This is a genomic window from Desulfotruncus arcticus DSM 17038 (assembly GCF_900113335.1).
GTDB classification, from domain to species: domain Bacteria; phylum Bacillota; class Desulfotomaculia; order Desulfotomaculales; family Desulfallaceae; genus Desulfotruncus; species Desulfotruncus arcticus.
Genome location: NZ_FOOX01000015.1, coordinates 41,510 through 59,245, shown reverse-complemented (window position 1 = coordinate 59,245; position 17,736 = coordinate 41,510). Strand labels below are relative to the sequence as shown.

Annotated in this window: 12 protein-coding genes; 4 read left to right on the top strand and 8 right to left on the bottom strand. The window is 48.9% G+C overall.

All coding sequences use genetic code 11. From position 1 onward, the window contains the following. Positions 1-17 precede the first annotated feature (17 nt). Positions 18-2,597, bottom strand: coding sequence for a copper amine oxidase N-terminal domain-containing protein (locus BM056_RS18215; protein ID WP_092473098.1), 2,580 nt, complete (start codon positions 2,595-2,597; stop codon positions 18-20). Between the two features lie 689 nt (positions 2,598-3,286). Here BM056_RS18215 and BM056_RS18210 point away from each other — a divergent pair. After that, entirely contained in the window at positions 3,287-3,862 is a 576-nt protein-coding gene (locus tag BM056_RS18210) for a sigma-70 family RNA polymerase sigma factor (protein ID WP_337833527.1), read from the top strand. A gap of 39 nt (positions 3,863-3,901) precedes the next feature. Beyond that, positions 3,902-4,999 carry a zf-HC2 domain-containing protein gene (locus BM056_RS18205; protein WP_092473094.1) on the top strand — a complete coding sequence of 366 codons (1,098 nt, stop codon included), beginning with the start codon at positions 3,902-3,904 and terminating at the stop codon, positions 4,997-4,999. Between the two features lie 85 nt (positions 5,000-5,084). Here BM056_RS18205 and BM056_RS18200 read toward each other — a convergent pair whose 3' ends face one another. The 4 genes from BM056_RS18200 to spoIID form a co-directional block, all read right to left on the bottom strand. Beyond that, positions 5,085-9,206, bottom strand: a complete 4,122-nt coding sequence (locus tag BM056_RS18200) for a S8 family serine peptidase (protein ID WP_092473092.1) — start codon at positions 9,204-9,206, stop codon at positions 5,085-5,087. A 340-nt stretch (positions 9,207-9,546) separates the two neighbouring features. Continuing rightward, positions 9,547-10,590 (bottom strand): rod shape-determining protein, encoded by a 1,044-nt coding sequence (locus tag BM056_RS18195; RefSeq protein ID WP_092473090.1) that lies wholly within the window; start codon positions 10,588-10,590, stop codon positions 9,547-9,549. Between the two features lie 185 nt (positions 10,591-10,775). Next, on the bottom strand, positions 10,776-11,027 hold the full coding sequence (gene spoIIID / locus BM056_RS18190) for a sporulation transcriptional regulator SpoIIID (protein WP_092473089.1): 252 nt from the start codon (positions 11,025-11,027) through the stop codon (positions 10,776-10,778). Positions 11,028-11,349: 322 nt separating this feature from the next. Continuing rightward, positions 11,350-12,315 carry a stage II sporulation protein D gene (spoIID, locus tag BM056_RS18185; RefSeq protein ID WP_092473087.1) on the bottom strand — a complete coding sequence of 322 codons (966 nt, stop codon included), beginning with the start codon at positions 12,313-12,315 and terminating at the stop codon, positions 11,350-11,352. 420 nt (positions 12,316-12,735) lie between these two features. Between spoIID and BM056_RS18180 the strand changes: the two genes are divergently transcribed. After that, positions 12,736-13,503, top strand: a complete 768-nt coding sequence (locus BM056_RS18180; protein WP_092473085.1) for an SCP2 sterol-binding domain-containing protein — start codon at positions 12,736-12,738, stop codon at positions 13,501-13,503. 23 nt (positions 13,504-13,526) lie between these two features. Next, entirely contained in the window at positions 13,527-14,378 is an 852-nt protein-coding gene (locus tag BM056_RS18175) for a stalk domain-containing protein (RefSeq protein WP_238456545.1), read from the top strand. A gap of 117 nt (positions 14,379-14,495) precedes the next feature. Here BM056_RS18175 and murA read toward each other — a convergent pair whose 3' ends face one another. The 3 genes from murA to atpD form a co-directional block, all read right to left on the bottom strand. Next, the gene (murA, locus tag BM056_RS18170) at positions 14,496-15,755 is read right to left on the bottom strand and encodes a UDP-N-acetylglucosamine 1-carboxyvinyltransferase (RefSeq protein WP_092473081.1); all 1,260 of its coding nucleotides are present in this window, start codon (positions 15,753-15,755) and stop codon (positions 14,496-14,498) included. A 127-nt stretch (positions 15,756-15,882) separates the two neighbouring features. Beyond that, the gene (locus tag BM056_RS18165) at positions 15,883-16,284 is read right to left on the bottom strand and encodes a F0F1 ATP synthase subunit epsilon (protein WP_092473079.1); all 402 of its coding nucleotides are present in this window, start codon (positions 16,282-16,284) and stop codon (positions 15,883-15,885) included. Positions 16,285-16,286: 2 nt separating this feature from the next. Next, positions 16,287-17,711, bottom strand: coding sequence for a F0F1 ATP synthase subunit beta (gene atpD, locus BM056_RS18160; RefSeq protein ID WP_092473077.1), 1,425 nt, complete (start codon positions 17,709-17,711; stop codon positions 16,287-16,289). Positions 17,712-17,736 lie beyond the last annotated feature (25 nt).

Here is a 17,736-nt window from a genome sequence, read left to right as displayed (position 1 = left end):
ATTTTTCAATCAGTCAATTACTTGACAGTCAGGGTAGCGGTCTTGGTGTCGTTGTCCCAGGCAGTAACAGCATTCAGGGCAACTCCGGCTGCGGACAGGGATACAAAGGTCCGGCCGTCCTTGATTTCCGCGCCCTTGTCGGTGGGCAGGGCAGTGCCGTTCAGCTTGACCTGCGGGTCACCAACAGTGATTTGTACAACGCGTTCGCCTTTAACAAAGGTAGCGCTCTTGGTGGCATTATCCCAGAAGATGTTCTGCGGTTCTACACCCAGCGCAGTAGCGGCGTCACGCAGCTGGACCATGATCCGGCCGTCGGAGATGTAGCTGCCGTTGTCACCAAGAGTAATGGTGGTGGTCAGCTTCTGATCCGTCGGTGCGGGAGTACCCACGGAAGCGTTTACTACTACAGCGGCATCTTCTTTCTGCGGGAAGACTAAGCCTTCATCGTCGCCGTCTTCGTCAATGTCACGGGCATCCCATTCTTCAGTGGGAATTTCGTCTTTAACCGCGTCTTCGTCGTTTACTTCGTTAACGGCAGAGCCTTTAACGGATACTTTGATGTCGCCTTCAGCAACGGTGCGGTCCAAGGAGTACTGGATACCGCTGATAACGATGGTGCTGGCTTCGGCGCTGGCATCATTGATGCCGATGACCAGCAGATTATCTTCATCGCTGTCGTCGTCTTTAATGCTTACATCGTCGATTTCCAGGTCGCCTTCGGTTACGGTAACTTCAGGTTCACCAGTAAATGCTACGCCTCTCGGCAGATCGATTACTAGGTCTTCACCGTCTTTAATCAGACCGTCAGCGGCTTCGGTGATGGTAATGTCACCAACATCCTGGGCGTCACGACCGATGATTAAGCCGTCTACTTTTTCTGCACTTACTTTAACCGCAGGTACTACCTTGGCCAGAGTGATTTCATCCACATCGACGGGCATTGTGCCGCCAACTTCAGCCACCAGGTCGCCTTCAAAGCCGGGCTCAACCATTACTTCCATGTCGCCCAGTTTCAGCTCGCCGGCATCATTTGAGGATTCACCGTTAACTCTCCACTTGGCAGTACGTCCGTCGTCACCAACCAAGCCTACATATTCCAAGCTGGCTTTGTTATCATCGTCTTCGTCCATGTCAGCGTCCTGACCCCACTTGGCCCCTGCGGGCAGGGTCAGCAGCAGGGAACGACCTTCTGTCATGCTGCCTGCTACAGATTCGTTAACCTTGACATCGGCAATGATTTGTTCAAGCTGTCCGGCGTAAATGGTGGGCACATCACCGGTTTCCATAGTTACATCATAGTCACCGTAGGTACCGACTACGATTTCGCTTTGCGTACATGTGGTTTCACCTTTAACCTTGGCGATGACATCACCGGTTTCAGCATCGGTTTCATCCTCAACCTTGATACCTACTCTGATTTCGAAGCAAGAATCTTCGTTTGTTCCATCAAAGCTGCTGGTATCAATGATTAACTCGTCGCCATCAACATAAAGTTCAGCGCCATTTTCAAATGGGTTCTCGCCCCAGATCGATTCAACGCCGTATGTTGTAGCTTTGGTTTGGATATCAGAATACTCAACGTCGTCTACCGCATCGTATGCCTTTTCTAAAGCAGTTTGTGCTCTGTCACCGCTTAAGGTACCCAAGGCACCAGCAGCAGTATACTCATTGCTAAGTTCGGTTAAAGCATCTGATTTAGCAGTATCAAATTCAGCCTCGTCATCAGAGTTCTTAATGGCAGTGAATATATCGTTATCTACAACATCACCAATCAAATCCTCTGCATCGGCTACGTACCCTTCTGCTTTGGACAAGGGGCTCTCTACAGCTTTGGCGGATACGTTGGCCCACTCAAACCCGTCCGGCAGGACCAGCTTGATGGATTCGTCTTCGCCGTCAGCCAGACCGCCGGCCCGGTCTTCTTTAAATCTGATGACCACAGGGTCGTCTGCACTGGTGTCGTCGCCGAAGTTGGGTGCGTCAATTACATCAATGTCAACTTCGCCACCGGTTACCCGACCGACTGTAAGTGTACCGTCATCAAATCCACCAGTACCGTCAAGTGTCATCTCGATATCGCCGTCAAATCCTTCATCAACGTACACGGCGCCTAATTTGAAGGAGAAATATCCATCTGCGCCGGGATCAGGAGTACCAGCAACAGTCAACTGGATTTCATTGTCAGCCAATTTTTTAATTTCAAGCATTCCAGCGCCCCATAAGGCGTTGGTGTCCCCACGGTAATTCTCGGGAACTGAAATTATATTTTTGATACCATCCGTACCATTGGTACCATACTGATAAACGCCACCAGCTACACTGGTTTTTGACCAATCAGCCTGGGTCATTGCATTACCGTCTTTATCTACAAATTCAAAATCACTTGGCAACCGCATGGTTAAACGAGCGCCTTCACTTACTTCGCCAGGATCCAGTTGAACTGTTACTGTTTCCAGATCCTGTATCTTGTCATCGTCTACTACTGGGACATTGGAATCGTAATCGGCCGCAAATGCTGCGCCCCAGGGGAACACCATGGTGAACGCGAACACGAGAGCCATTAGTAGTGAAAATCTTTTGCTGCGTACTTTAAGCAAATTAGTTTCCCTCCTTAAATTGTTATTTTTGGCCCCTCGGCCAGATTTAAATGAAAGTTACTTTAGTTTTACATCCCCCCTTGAACAGGTATCAGTTAATTTATTAACTTGCTGCTATAGAGAAGCGGCCAAGCCGCCTGCTCACCTTGTGAATGTGACATCTAAATGAGCCGTCTGGATTATTATATCTTCGTTCCTGTATCCTGCAGTGCATGTCTTTATCTGCCACTCGATTGTTAGACACACGGCTAAACGTAAAAGTTCCATTCATCTGGATTTTTTTCTGCTCATTTAATATTTTTCGTTAGTTTGGGTATTTTGGATTTCTTTGTTTTACACCCGTTTCTTTAGACACATGGTTTTTGCGAAAAGTTCCAAACCGGATCAAAAAAATTTAAAAACTTTTTACCGGCAGATAATTGGCGTATAATAATATGAAAGCGCAAAGGGCCGGGTTTAATTTAATTATTATATTTGAAATATCAGGACAGGCAGGCAGCAGTAACCTTTGATAAATTTAATGTTTTAAAGTAAATTATTAATTAGATTAATTATTTAATTCAATAAGTTTTGCCAGTATTTATTAAAATAGTTAAAATAGTGCCCCGCTGTCGGAACTTTTTCTCTTACATAGGTGTCTAAAAAGTATCCGGAGCTGGAGCTCGAGGGGGATTGTCCCTTTGGATAACGTGAAGCTCCTGGTAACAAAATCCCAAAAGGGTGATACCAGGTCCTTTGAACAACTGGTTACTATGTATCAGGACAAAATATTTGCACTAAGCTACCAACTTACCGGCAATTACGCCGACGCGCAGGACCTGGCGCAAAATGTGTTCATCAAGGCTTACCGTGCTTTGCCCGGTTTTCGCAACGAGGCTGATTTCGGAACCTGGCTGCACCGCATTACAGTAAATCTTTCTATTAATGAAAAACGTAAAAAGAAACCCGAGGTATACCTTGACTCCCCGGTGCAAACCGGAGAGGGTGAAATGCCCCGCATGGTGGCCTCAGACATCGAAAGCCCCGAGGAGGCTTTTGAAAAAAAGGAATTTAGCAGTATGGTTCACGCCGCGCTATGGAAATTGTCCGAGGAACACAGGGCAGTGCTGGTATTAAGGGAGATGCAGGGTTATTCCTACGAGGAAATAGCCCAAATGCTGGACTGCACCTTGGGTACCGTTAAATCCCGCATCAGCAGGGCCCGTCACTCTTTGAAAATGCAATTATCCCAGGTTGCCTGCAATGGCAGGAAAAAGCAGGCTTAACCTTCCTTAATAAAATTAACCGCAGGGAGGTGAATCATAATGAATTGCACGCAAATTCAGCAACTGCTGCCGGAATGGCTGGATGGCGAATTGGATGCCGCCACAGCCGGACAAATTGAAAAACACGTTGCCACCTGTGACGTTTGCAGTGCAGAGGCTGATATCTGGAGAAATATCGGCAGCGTTTTACGGGAAGGAATGCCGGACATAAAGACACCGCCTGGCCTCGTCGCCAGTGTTATGAGTCAATTGCCGGAACAGCGCAGCACGTTTGCAGCAGGCCTGTTCACCAGGTGGAAACGCAGTATCGCTGTGGCTGCCGCCTTTATGCTGGTAACGCTGGGATCAGCGGGAGCCTACCTGAATTGGGGAGGTAATATGGCGGGGCAGCTGGCCGGCAACGGCAAAGGCAACCTGAGTAACTTTGAGCAAAATGTACCCACAACCTCACCACCGGAAAACGAAACGAACAAGCAAACGGAGCCGGATGATCAACCGGGCGATGTGCAGGCAGACCCCGGCCAAACACAGCAGACCGGCGGCAATGACAGCAATAATAATACTAATGATACCGATGCCAACGCCAATAAAGATACAACGCAACAGGGCGATACCAAGGATGGCCAAACCGATCCCAATGCCGGGTCAGGAACGGTCAAACCTCCGGCCAAAGATGCCGGCCAACAGCAGTATGTGCTGTTGGGCACGGACAAAAACCGGGTTTTAGACCGTATCTTTTTAAATGTCAAAGTCGATGATTTGCAGGCCGCCCACCGGCAGGCGCTGGCACTTATCAACAGCAGCAACGCCACGTATGAAGTTCTGGCTTCCGAGTATACTCCCGCGGGAAACCAGGAGAGTTTAAAGATAATAGTCGACGACGGTTCGTCCTACGACTTGTTGGATAATCTTAAAAAGCTCGGACAGGTGTTGAACAATGACGCCCAACCGGTCGATATTAATGCACGCTATAAAGAAAAGGTTGAACAATACCAAGAACTGGCAAGCCAGCTAGGAAGCTCCGGCCCGGCGGAACAGGAAGAATTAAAGGTTAAGCTGGCCACTATTGAGGCGCAGCTAAAGGCTTGGGACCAGGAAGCAGATACGGATACAATTATACTATGGTTGGGAAATTAAAAAAAAGCGGGTGTTTTTGCAAAACACCTGCTTTTTTTGGCTTAACCGTACTTCTTATAGCTCCGGGCACCCGCAAGGGGTGCCCCTACTGCTGTTGCCGGGGCTGATTGGCATCGGTTATTACCGAATCCAACAACCTGTTCAAGGCGGCAGCCGTTTCAGCCCGGGTAATGTAGTTACCGGGGTCAAATAAATTCCCGGGTTTACCGGACAGCAACCCCAGAGCATCGGACATGCTCACGCTTTCTCTTGCCCAATTCGGAACTTTATCCCAATCCGCGTAGTGTGGTTTTTGCTGCGGGTTTTCCGGCGGGCCTTTTAGTATTGCATATGCGCGAACCAGCAGTGACGCTGCCTCTACCCTGGTTATTCGTGCCTGCGGCCGAAAAGTGTTATCGTCGTAGCCGACGGCCAGTCCCCTGCTGTAGGACAGAGCTACGGCATTCCTCGCCCAGTCCGGTATGGACCCTACATCCCTGTACGGCAAATTTGCCATGAGATTGCCCGAGCCCAACAGCCTGGACAGCAAAACAGTAAATTCACTCCTGGTAACGGCCTTGTTCGGCCGGAATGTGCCATCCGGATAACCGCTCACCATGCCGCGAGCTGCCATGTGGCGAATATCTGTTTCCGCCCAGTGCCCGCCGATATCGGTAAATCCTTTCCGCTGCCGGGCGAGATTTAGCTGAAGTCCGGCCACCCCGCCGGTTGTCCCGTCCACGGCCACCAGTTGAATGTCTTCCTCCTCGCCGGCTTTGATCGGGTAATAAAATGTCCCGGAAGCGTTAATTTCAATCTCCCTGACATCGCCTCCCGGATACCGGGCATAAAGGCGGGAAGCGGAGGTTTGACCGGTAACCATAGAAAATTCTTCATATGGCACGGTGGATATTATTTTTAATTCCGGCGGCGCGACCCCTTTCCGGGTTTCCGCTTCCAGGTTTGCGGCAACCTGCCGGCCGTCCGGCGTATAAAGAGCAGAAACTACAACCTGTTCTCCCGGCAGCAAATCCCTGAATTCAACAGGATAGCCATTTTTAGTTACCGCGGCAAATGAGCTAAGCATTAACGTTTGACCGTTGTCAAGCTTCATTCCCTGCCCGGAGGTATAGGATTTAAAGACGCTTTTTACTTTTTTAGCGCTCTCGGCGATATCCACCCGCCATACCGTATCCGCGGAGGGATCCCGCGCAACCCGTACCCATTGGCCGGGATTTAATATAGCAATGCCCGCGGGCATGCCCCATCTGTACAGCCGGGTTTCGGGAGATAAAATTAAATATCTGAAACCTTTGTTGCTGTCCATTAAATACAGCGTATCTTCTTCCGCAAAAATCACCTGACCGTAACTAACATCAGAGAAAGCAGTAACACCCAGCACTTCAGTGGAACCCGGCGCCAGATTGAGCATGACCAGATCATCTTCTTGCAGCGAATCAAGTGCAGCCGGCTGCTGATCCCTGGCGATGGATATGCCTGCCATAACGTGATACCGTTTACCCGAGGATAAAGTTATATTTCCTGCGTCGCGGTTCACTCCGGCTATATGCCCCAGAGCCAGGTAGCGTTTTACGGTCAGGTGATAAACCAGTTCATCAACCCCCGAAGTAATTTGCACCGGCATACCGGGCAAAAGATTGTCCAGGTCCGCGGTGGTGGCAGCGCCAAAAGGCAAATCGGCCGCATCACCGTCTACTATGACATCGGAAAAATCTATTGAGGCTTCCCGGGCCAGACTGAAAATTTGCCGGTCCTCCAGCAGTTCAATTTGCCCCTTTTCCCGGTCAACCCCGGCCAGAACACCCTCGTTCTCAAGGCTGGTAACATGCGCCTGCCAGATGGTTTGGTCATGGGGGTTGATATAAGCCGTTACACTGCTGCCCGGGGTAATCGTCTGTCCTGCCGGCGAGGCACGGCCGTTGACAACCAGGGCTTTTTTAGCCTCCGGATTGATAACATAACCACCTTCCCGGTAATCACGATTAACCCGCAATAAAATTTCTTTTTCTTTATCTTCCATTTCCTTAATCCCGGTGGCCTGCCAGGTGCGGCCCACAACATATGCCAGGCGGGAATCATTAGTCGCTTCCAACCGATAAACATCAGCGCCGGCCGGGATTTTTTCACCGGCTGACAGCAAATGGTCATCAACAGCCGATATGGTTTCAGGTGGCAAAGAAATCCCTTTTTCTCCGTTAACCGTCTCCCGGCCCGGAGGCTGGCCGAAAACCAGGGCAAAGTCCTGAGTCAGCCCGCTTTCCGTTGAGGCATCTTCTACAACTGACCGGCCGCGCACCACGATTTTGTATTCTCCGGATTGGGGATCGGGTATATAAACCTGCTCCACATTGTTGCTGTTATCCTTTTTGCCCCGGCGGTCGAAGTCATTTCCATAATATGTTTTTCCGTCCGGGGCGATAACCTCCAGGTCCAGGTTGTTAACCAGAGTTGTTGCGGCGCCCGGCGCCGCCGCAGGGTCTGTCCAGGCCAGAGTAACTTTAAACGGGGCCCCGGCGGATGTGATTTTCTTTCCTATGGTCCTGCTGCCGCCGGCAGCCAATCCCTTTTTATCGTCCACCAGCTCAAAAAGTTGGTTTTGCAGGGCTATAACCGTGCTGCCCAGATCCAGTTGGCCGAAACCGGCCGCCGGGAGGTCCGCCTCCAAATGCTGCGCGCCGTTGATTAAGACAGCTTTCATTAGAGCCGCCGAGGGATCATTAAATCTGGTATAGTTTTGCAAATACTGGCGCAGCAGTGCCGCGGCACCGCCTGTGACGGCTGAAGCCATACTGGTTCCATCCATCACCGTGTAATCGGAGCGGCCATCCAGGTTCCCCTCGACCAGCCGGGAGGCTGTAGAAATTATGGAGGTGCCGGGAGCCACCAGTTCCGGTTTGATACGCCCGTCACCGGCGGGACCCCGGCTGGAAAACCCTGCTACTTCACCGGCGTCACCCATATCTCTCTCAAACGCCGGTCTGGAGCTGTTCGAAGCCCCGACCACCAGGGCATTTTTACTGTTGGCCTCCGCAGTAAGGCTATCCGTCTGGGGACCGGAATTACCCGCGCCGAAAATGGCCAAAAAATCATTATGAGTGCGCACGAACTCATCTATTTGAGCGGCCGTGCTGTCATATGTATTTTGTTTTTTACCCCAGCCATCCACATGAATGCGAACACCCGCACTATACGCCGGTCCAAAAAGTTCCTGCAGGTCCAAAGGCGGGGCGGTATTACCGTTTTTGTCCACAATGCCCTGAAAATACAGGCCGGCGCCGGGAGCCAGTCCGGCATATTTGCCGTCGGAGGCCTTGCCGCTGCCAACCAGGGTGCCCGCCATATGGGTGCCGTGTCCGATGGTATCCGCCGGCGTCTCAACTCCGGCCCAGGATTTAAGCATGGTTACCCGGGGCTTTTCGTCCGGTCCGGTTTGCAAATCGGGATGAATATTGGTAATTGAGCCGGTATCCAGCCCGCTGTCCGCCAGACCGATGATTTGCCCGGCTCCGTTAAGCCCGCCGGGAGTTATAAAATCCGGGATAGCCAGGGGCCTGGCCCCCACTATATCTCTGACCCGGTCATTTAAAAATTCAGGCCGGTCGTACTTTTCCACATACAGTACCAACGGGGAAGCCGCCAGTTTACCGACCGCAGCGCCGGGCAGTTCTATTCTCAAGTAGCGCCCTTCACCCGCAGCGCCATCCAGCACCCGTCCATCCAGGCTTTCTATCAGCTGTAATGCGTCGGGTTTGTCTCCCGCCCCGGTTAAGGTTACAGTGTAAACTTCCTGCTGGGAACCATTTTTTTGAGTATTGCCACTGCTGTTTTCTGGTGTTTGATGGCTGTCTTTTGGCTCGTTTTGCGACAAGCCTTTCAGTTTTTGTTCAGGAAGGTATTCTGTAAGGTTTTTAACATAGGGCAGTTTTTGCAGCGCTTGCTTTTGTCCGGCGCTGGCCCGTACCAGCAAAATCTCACCGTTTAGGCTACCCATCCAATCTACCTGTTCGGTGAGAGATTTTTTTTCTTTGCTGTTAAGTGGCCTGCTAATGTTTAACGCATACATTTCAAGGTCTTGTTTAGGCTCCGCCGCCCCGTCTTTGTCTACTTCTTTAGCTCCATCATTATGATTCAGCACGCTTTGCCGGTTACCCGGGCCCTGCCACCATAATACCAGGCCAAGTGCAATAATGGCTATAATTACAGCCATTCGCCTTAACTTTATCGTGCTATCACCACCTTTATTTAGTTTTTTATTGGTTAAACGGCATGTTCCTTTTGCCAATACTGGATTTGCGCTGTTGTTCTGCCATTAATGACTTTAGCTTGTATACATTTTTTCTACGGAAGCTTTTAAATTCCCTGTTAATTTACCTATTAAATATTTAACAATATTAACTATCTGCGGTTTATTTTTACCTTAATATTTATTGACGACCATAAAGGTAAATTGTTCCCTTTAATATGCAAATAAAATGAATAAAAAAATAAAACAAAAAGCACATAACATACTAAAGCCCCTCTGATGACAGAAGGGCTTTACTCTTATCTTATCCGGCGTATACTTTTTGCTTGATTACTTTGCGAATCATCCTGCGTTTATGCTGGTCGTTTAACACGTTCAACATGGTCAGCGCTCTGCCGGTACCTATGGCAACGCAGGAAAGGGGGTCTTCCGCAATGAACACGTTTAAGCCGGTCTCACTAGCTATAAGCTTGTCCAAATCGCGCAAAAGTGACCCACCCCCGGTCAGTACGATGCCCTTGTCAACTATGTCCGCGGCCAGTTCCGGCGGGGTTTGTTCCAATACTTCTTTGACCGCGCCCACAACCAGAGCAAGGTTTTCCCTGATTGCCTCATAAATATTATCGCTGGAGACGGTAACTTCTTTGGGCAGGCCGTCCAATAAATCACGGCCCCTGACCTGCATTTCGGCCGGCGGCCCGGCATCCGGATAAGCGTTGACAATTTCCATTTTAATCTCTTCCGCCGTGCGCTCTCCTATGGCCAGGTTATATTCCCGCCGGACGTATTTGATTATCGCCTCGTCAAACTTATCGCCGCCGACCCGGAGGGAAATGCTGATTACTATTCCTCCCAGAGATAACACGGCGACATCGGTGGTGCCGCCTCCAATGTCAACAACCATGGTCCCGCCGGGCTGTGAAATATCAAGCCCGGCACCAAGCGCTGCGGCCAACGGCTCCTCAATCACGTGGGTCTGGCGCGCGCCTGCCTGAACGGCCGCTTGTTTTACCGCGCGCTCCTCCACTCCGGTAACGCCCGAAGGAATACAAACCATCACCCGGGGTTTAAAAAACAGTTTTTTGCCGACTGCTTTCTCAATAAAGTAACGCAGCATTTTTTCTGTTACGTCATAATCGGCAATCACACCATTGCGCAATGGGCGGGTGGCCACAATATTGCCCGGAGTGCGCCCCAACATGCGCCGCGCTTCTGAACCTACGGCGATCACTTTGCCTGAAATTTTGTCTATAGCTACTACAGAAGGTTCTGTTAAAACGATACCTTTGCCTTTAACGTATACCAGTACATTTGCTGTTCCTAAATCTATACCTATATCAGTGCTCATGTGGAACCTCATAGACCCCTTTCCATACTTCTAATTAAAACGCCTGTCCACAATTGCATCAATAAATATTTAGCCCTATGTCCCTAAAAATTAATAAGCATGCGTATTTATTATCTTAGGACAAGCTTACCGCTACTAATATTTCTACTATCAGGGACAGATTCCTCCAGGAAATGATATATTTGTTATTGTTTTTCCCGGTATTTTTTTCTAGTAGCTTCGCCGCCGCGCAGATGCCTCTCAGCCTTATTAAAATCCAGAACTTTTTTAACCTGGTTGGCCAGTTCTTTATTTAATGAAGGAAGCCTTTCAGTCATATCTTTATGCACCGTGCTTTTGCTCACGCCGAAAACCAGAGCAGCCTGTCGTACAGTGGCCTGGGTTTCAAGAATATAGGTACAGATTTCCAGCACCCGCTTTTGGATATATTCCTGCATTGCTTTACCTCCCCCGGCATTTGTTACATTATATGCGGAGGGAATGAAAAAATTGTTTTATGAAAAAAATAAAAGCCCCCCAATTTAGGGGCGGCATTTAGATTACACCATACCCGGCAGCATTATGCCTGTTGTTACCGGATCCAAACAGCCAGCGCTTTAGCCAGCGGTGGTATTTCTCCACCGGGTTTTGATTCCCAAGTCTTTTGTTGAACGGCCACATTCATAACACCCCCAAAATGTGATCAGCTGTTATGTTAATAAGTTGGAGTTTTATTTATTGTGGCTTGATTGTTTATTTTTTATTCAGGGCAAATTTTGTTTAATCGGTAAAAATGTTGTTTATTTCCACTCCAGTATAATAATGTTTTAATATTTTTTTATAGTCATAGTTGTGTTCAGCCAGTCCTTTGGCCCCATACTGGCACATTCCCACACCATGCCCGTAACCTCTTGTATTAAACGTTACCTTATCGCCGTCGGAGGTAATGGTAAAATTAGTTGAGCGCAGGTTCAGCATGCTCCTGAGATCTGTGGCGGCAATTTTAGAATGGCCGCCGACCATTAATACTTTAGGCCTGCCGGTTGCCGTTCGTTCCAATACCTGGAACATTTCGTCACTTTGCCCGGTGGACACTGCCACAGCCTGCAGGTCGACACCAACTGCCTTCACCAACTGGGATAAACTAAATATCACCTGACGCTCCGGCTCGGGGTCGGCATCATAGGGGCAAGCTACGCTTTGTAAGTATGGCACATCATATTTCCATACATCACCGGAATTTTCAGTTTGCCCGCCGCAGGAGGCATGAAAAACCGGGTCGATGGGCTTCCCATTGAAGGTAATTATTTCTCCCGCAGTATCATCAACAGCCATGCGAACTTTGTAATAATAACGGTAGTAATTGACTGTGCCCCAGCGCTTTTTCATTTCTTCCCTGGACTGCCAGGCCTGGGCGTGGGCCGGGTCGTCACAAGTATCGGCGCCTTCCTTGCAGCTATTGACAATGCCTCCAGCCACCATTCTTTTATAAATGTAAGTTCGTGCGGCCACGGCCTGGGCTTTAAGCGCTTCGGAGGGAAATTCCGCCGGCATTTCGGCAGCTACGACACCGGTAACGTAATCTTCCAGTGGTATTGATTCAATTTCACCGGTTGCATGTCTGTATAAACGGACAATTGTACCCTCATTCTTCAGAGGCGGCTCGGTCAGCCGGTTAACGACCCAGGGCACTCCCAGAGCTAATATTGCTATTAATAATAATGTTAAACAAAATACCTTACGCAAGGCAATCACCTTTCTTTAGGAGTCAGGAGTCAGAATTCAGGAGTCAGAATATAAACATAAAATATTTGCTGTCTTGTATCATCTTGTTTAATTTTCTCCTGACTACTGACTACTGTCTCCTGGTTCCTGCCTACTAACTCTCGTCTCCTAATTTATATTACCCATCAATGGCATTTATTACCTATTATCACCGGCAGAATGTTTGTTTATACGCCCATAATTACCACTTAGGTCTAACTTAAAAACGCAAGTCTTAATCCTAATATTTGATTGATTTTTCAAAATATTAGATATATACTTAAAATTGGTTGGAAAAATTTTCTCTATATAAAAACTAGAAAGGAGGGCGGGTTTTTAATTCTTGGTTAATTAATTATTGGGGGTGTTATTATTAAAAAAAATATTCTTACCTTAACAGTAATGCTTTTACTATCACTAATGCTATTGATGTTTGGCTGCGGTAAGAAAGAAACGCAGGAAAATGCATCGTCTAATGTTCCAGATCAGACTAAACAGCAGCAGGTTAAAGACAACACTACACAAGCAGGACAACAAGACAACCAACAGGTTACTGATGACACTACAGAAGCTGAGCAACAGGATAATCAGCAAGTTACAGGTGATGAGGTCAAAGCAGAAAATGGCGAGATTAAGCATTCTGTGCAGCAGTCCACAGATAATCCATCGGCCCCAAGCTCCAAACCAGTACCTGATGATACTAAACAGGCGTCTAATCAGCAACCGGCGCAGCAAGGGGCAACTCAACAATCAGCTAAACCCGGCAACTCGCCAACCAATCAGCCTGCGCAGCCACAGCCGGAGGACCAAGCTACGAGCCAACCTGCCGATAAACCTGCGGTATCTGAAAAAACCCCTTTTGAATCTTATTTGGAGGGACTGCCGGCAAGATTAAATCCGGCAAACGCTGAGGGAGTAACATGCACTTACCAATTTAACATTACAGACGGCCATCCCGGATTATACTGGGTATCTATAAAAGACGGTAAATGCACTACCGGCAAGGGTGCCGTTGATTCCCCCAGCATAAAAATTAATGTCGGCGAACAATTATGGCTTGACATTGCAGCCGACAAGGTTAATGGTACTATGGCTTACTTATCCAAAAAATTTACCGCAGAGGGCAATACCGACTACCTGTCTAATATGAAAAAATATTTTACAAAATAGTTGATTAGGAGGTAATTTATTTGATGATTAAAAGGTCCTTTCTTGTTTTAACCTTAATGCTTATGCTCCTGGCTACGGCTGTGCCGGCGCTGGCCGGAACGCCTGCCGTGTTGGTAGATGGCACCCCCATCACCCTGGATGTTCCGCCAATTGTTAATAATGGAACTGCCATGGTTCCATTGCGAGCTGTTTTTGAAAAATTGGGGTTCGTTATTAACTGGAATGATGAACAGCAGTTAGTTACAGCCACTAAAGACAATACTGTTATTAAGCTATATATCGGTGGTAAAGCATATAAAAACGAAATGGAAATTAATCTTGAATCCCCGCCTATTGTCGTCAATTACAGAACATTGATCCCAATGAATTTCTTATCTGACGCCGTTGATTATGCAGTTGAATTAAATGAAGATTCGATATCTGTCACATCGCCAGATCAGGCACCAACACCCCCTGCACAGCAGGCAGAGCCTTCAACCCCGGTAACCACAGAACCTGCAGATCAGCTTTCTCCGTCTGTTGATCAGACTGAAAGTGATAAGCCTGCAGCAGCAACACCCTTTGAGGAATACTTAAACACTTTACCTTATGATACAACTGTTATTGCTAACGTTGATAAAGAGGCTCAGTTCGTAATTACAGGAGATAATGCCGGAAATTACGTTATTGTTATTAAAAACGGTACGGTCAGCTGGTATAAAGGTAGTTCCAGCAATCCCGCCATTACCGTTAGAACATCCGAGAGTATCTGGCTAAAGGCTGCAAGCAGGGAAATTGATCCCACATCGGCTATTATGGACGGGCTGATTCTAACAGATGGTGACTTGCCTTTCTTTGTCGAGATTAAAGATTCATTCATTAAGACTGCAAATTAATTTATTATCGTATCATTGAATGATTGTTCACTCATAAATATTTCCTTGTAATCTGCTCTAATGATAAACAACAAAACCGGAGTTGAATAAACCCCGGTTTTGTTGTTTTACTAACACTTAATCACGGTATTCTATATCGGCGCCAACTGATTTTAATTTCTCGGTTAGTTTTTCATAACCCCTCATAATGTGTTCTACTTTGCCCACTACAGTCTCGCCTCTGGAGCTGAGGCCCGCCAGTACCACGGCAGCCCCTGCTCTTAAATCAGTGGCTTTGACGTAGGCACCGGTCAATCTGGCAGGGCCTTCAGTCACCGCCATCCGGCCTTCCACTTTTATCCTCGCACCCATGCGTTTCAATTCACTAACATGCATAAATCGATTTTCAAAGACTGTTTCTGTAATGATGCCGGTGCCTTTGGCCACCGTCATCAATGCCATCATCTGTGGCTGCATATCTGTGGGGAACCCGGGATAGGGCATAGTTTTAATATCTACGGCATGATACTGTTCACTTGCCGTGACCCTTACTGCATTTTCCAGCTCCTGAACCTGCACACCCATTTCTTTTAGCTTTGCGGCGACTGGCTTTAAATGGTCCAGAATAACATTTTCTACAATAATATCCCCGCCGGTAATAGCTGCGGCCACCATATAGGTGCCTGCTTCTATCCGGTCCGGAATCACCGAGTGGGTAACGCCATGCAGTTCTTTTACCCCGTTTATTCTAATTACCTTTGTACCGGCACCCTTGATTTTGCCACCCATGGCGTTGATGAAATTGGCCAGGTCTACTACCTCCGGCTCCTCTGCGGCATTTTCGATAATTGTTTGCCCTTTTGCCATAACCGCAGCCATCATGATATTTTCCGTTGCACCAACACTGGGAAAGTCCAGGTAAATTTTCTCCCCCTGCAGGCCGTTTACCCCGGCTTCGGCCAGCACACTGCCATAACCGTGTTCAATACGTGCTCCCAGCATGTTAAAGCCTTTCAAATGCAGATCTACCGGCCTGCTGCCGATAGCGCAACCACCGGGTAGCGAGATAGAGGCGATGCCTGTACGGGCTAACAATGGCCCCATTACCAGAAAAGAAGCTCTCATTTTACGGACGAATTCATATGGTGCCTCGGTGCGGGGTTTTTCCGGCGGTTCAATAATTAATGTGCTGCTGTTGAGCCAGGTTATGCCGGCTCCCAGGGTCTCTAAAACCCTGCATATTATATGTACGTCTGCAAGGTCCGGTACGTCTTCCAGAGTACACGCTGAATTGGGTAAAAGGCATGCGGCGATAATAGGCAGCACCGCATTCTTGGACCCGCTAACCCTTATTTTCCCATACAGGGGTTTGCCACCTCTAATAACAAGTTTAGTCACCAAACAGTCTCCTCGGATTTTGCTTTGCTACCTATTGTTGCCAAATTAAGGTATTGAGATACAAAAATAACCCCCGGTTGGTTATCCGGGGGGTATTTTATGTCTTCCGACTACTGACTCCTGTTCTTCAGCTTACAGCCTTAAGGCGATTTAGTGCACGCTTCAGAGCTGCTTCGGCGCGCAGCGTATCTATATCGCCTCCGCCTTGCAGGCGGTGCTCGGCGCGTTCCTTGGCTTCCTCGGCCCTTTTAACGTCAATTTGGTCCTCGCGCTCAGCGGAGTTGGCCAGTATGGTCACCCTGCTGCTGCGGACTTCCACGAACCCGCCGCTGACGGCTATTTTTAAAATTTTGCCTTCATGGTGCACTCTGACCAGACCAACTTTAACGGCACTGACCAGTGCAGCATGTTCGGGCAAAAAGCCTAATTCGCCTTCACTGCCGGGCACCACCACAAACCGCACTTCCTGGCTGTATACTTTCCGCTCGGGTGTAACAATTTCCAGTAATTGCAGTTTTTCTTCCGCCATACTTATGCACTTCCTTCAGCCAGACGTTTTGCTTTCTCTATGACTTCTTCAATAGTTCCCACCATATAGAAGGCATCTTCCGGCAGATCGTCATACTTACCGTCCAGAATTTCCTGGAAGCCGCGGATGGTGTCTTTTAGTGAAACATAGGCTCCGGGGAACCCGGTGAATGTTTCAGCAACGTGGAAGGGCTGAGAAAGATAACGCTGCAGCTTCCTGGCCCGGGCCACGGTTAATTTATCCTCATCGGACAATTCTTCCATACCAAGGATGGCGATGATGTCCTGCAGTTCCTTATATCTCTGGAGCACCAGCTGCACACCGCGGGCGGTGGCATAGTGTTCTTGTCCGACAACGTTGGGGTCCATAATCCTGGACGAAGAGTCAAGCGGGTCCACGGCCGGATAGATGCCCAGCTCGGAAATGGCACGGGACAACACAACGGTGGCGTCCAAGTGAGCGAATGTGGTAGCAGGCGCAGGGTCGGTCAAGTCGTCAGCAGGCACGTAAACGGCCTGCACGGAGGTAACTGAACCCTGCTTGGTTGATGTAATCCGCTCCTGCATCTGGCCCATCTCTGTGGCCAGGGTCGGCTGGTAACCCACGGCGGAGGGCATGCGGCCCAACAGCGCCGAGACCTCGGAACCGGCCTGGGTGAAACGGAAAATATTATCGATAAACAGAAGTGTGTCTGAACCAAGTTCATCCCTGAAGAACTCAGCCATGCACAGACCGGTCAGGGCCACACGGAGACGCACTCCGGGAGGCTCGTTCATCTGTCCGAACACCATGGTGGTTTTATCAAGAACGCCGGACTCGGTCATTTCGTTGTATAGGTCGTTCCCTTCACGGGTACGCTCGCCCACACCGGCAAACACGGAGATACCACCGTGCTGCTTGGCGATGTTGTTGATCAGTTCCATAACGATAACGGTCTTGCCAACACCGGCGCCGCCGAACATACCGACTTTACCGCCCTTGAGGAACGGCACCATCAGGTCGATAACCTTGATGCCTGTTTCCAGCTGTTCCGCCCTGGTGGACTGGTCCACAAGAGCCGGAGCCGGACGGTGGATGGGGTACTCGTTATCACTTACGATGTCGCCTTTGTTGTCAATGGGCTGCCCCAGCACGTCCACCAGGCGTCCGAGAACCGGCTTGCCCACAGGAACGCTGATGGGTTTCCCCAGGTCGACGGCTTTCATTCCGCGTACCAGGCCGTCTGTTGTGGACATGGCTACGGAACGTACGATATTGTTGCCCAGGTGCTGGGCCACTTCCAGGGTGAGGTTCATCTTTCTTCCGAAAGCGTCCTCTTCTTCACTGGTAATTTTAACAGCGTTATAAATATCAGGCACCTGGCCGGGTGGAAAACGAATGTCCACCACAACGCCGATGACCTGTACTACTTCACCTACGTTAGCCATTAGCTACTCCGTACCTCCTTTGCCT

Excerpts from the sequence above, each read along its gene's own strand:
- BM056_RS18165 (WP_092473079.1), bottom strand. The coding sequence starts at position 16,284 with ATGGCGGAAGAAAAACTGCAATTACTGGAAATTGTTACACCCGAGCGG.
- BM056_RS18200 (WP_092473092.1), bottom strand. The coding sequence starts at position 9,206 with ATGGCTGTAATTATAGCCATTATTGCACTTGGCCTGGTATTATGGTGG.
- spoIIID (WP_092473089.1), bottom strand. The coding sequence starts at position 11,027 with ATGCAGGAATATATCCAAAAGCGGGTGCTGGAAATCTGTACCTATATT.
- BM056_RS18180 (WP_092473085.1), top strand. The coding sequence starts at position 12,736 with ATGCTTTTACTATCACTAATGCTATTGATGTTTGGCTGCGGTAAGAAA.
- atpD (WP_092473077.1), bottom strand. The coding sequence starts at position 17,711 with ATGGCTAACGTAGGTGAAGTAGTACAGGTCATCGGCGTTGTGGTGGAC.
- BM056_RS18175 (WP_238456545.1), top strand. The coding sequence starts at position 13,527 with ATGATTAAAAGGTCCTTTCTTGTTTTAACCTTAATGCTTATGCTCCTG.
- BM056_RS18205 (WP_092473094.1), top strand. The coding sequence starts at position 3,902 with ATGAATTGCACGCAAATTCAGCAACTGCTGCCGGAATGGCTGGATGGC.
- BM056_RS18195 (WP_092473090.1), bottom strand. The coding sequence starts at position 10,590 with ATGAGCACTGATATAGGTATAGATTTAGGAACAGCAAATGTACTGGTA.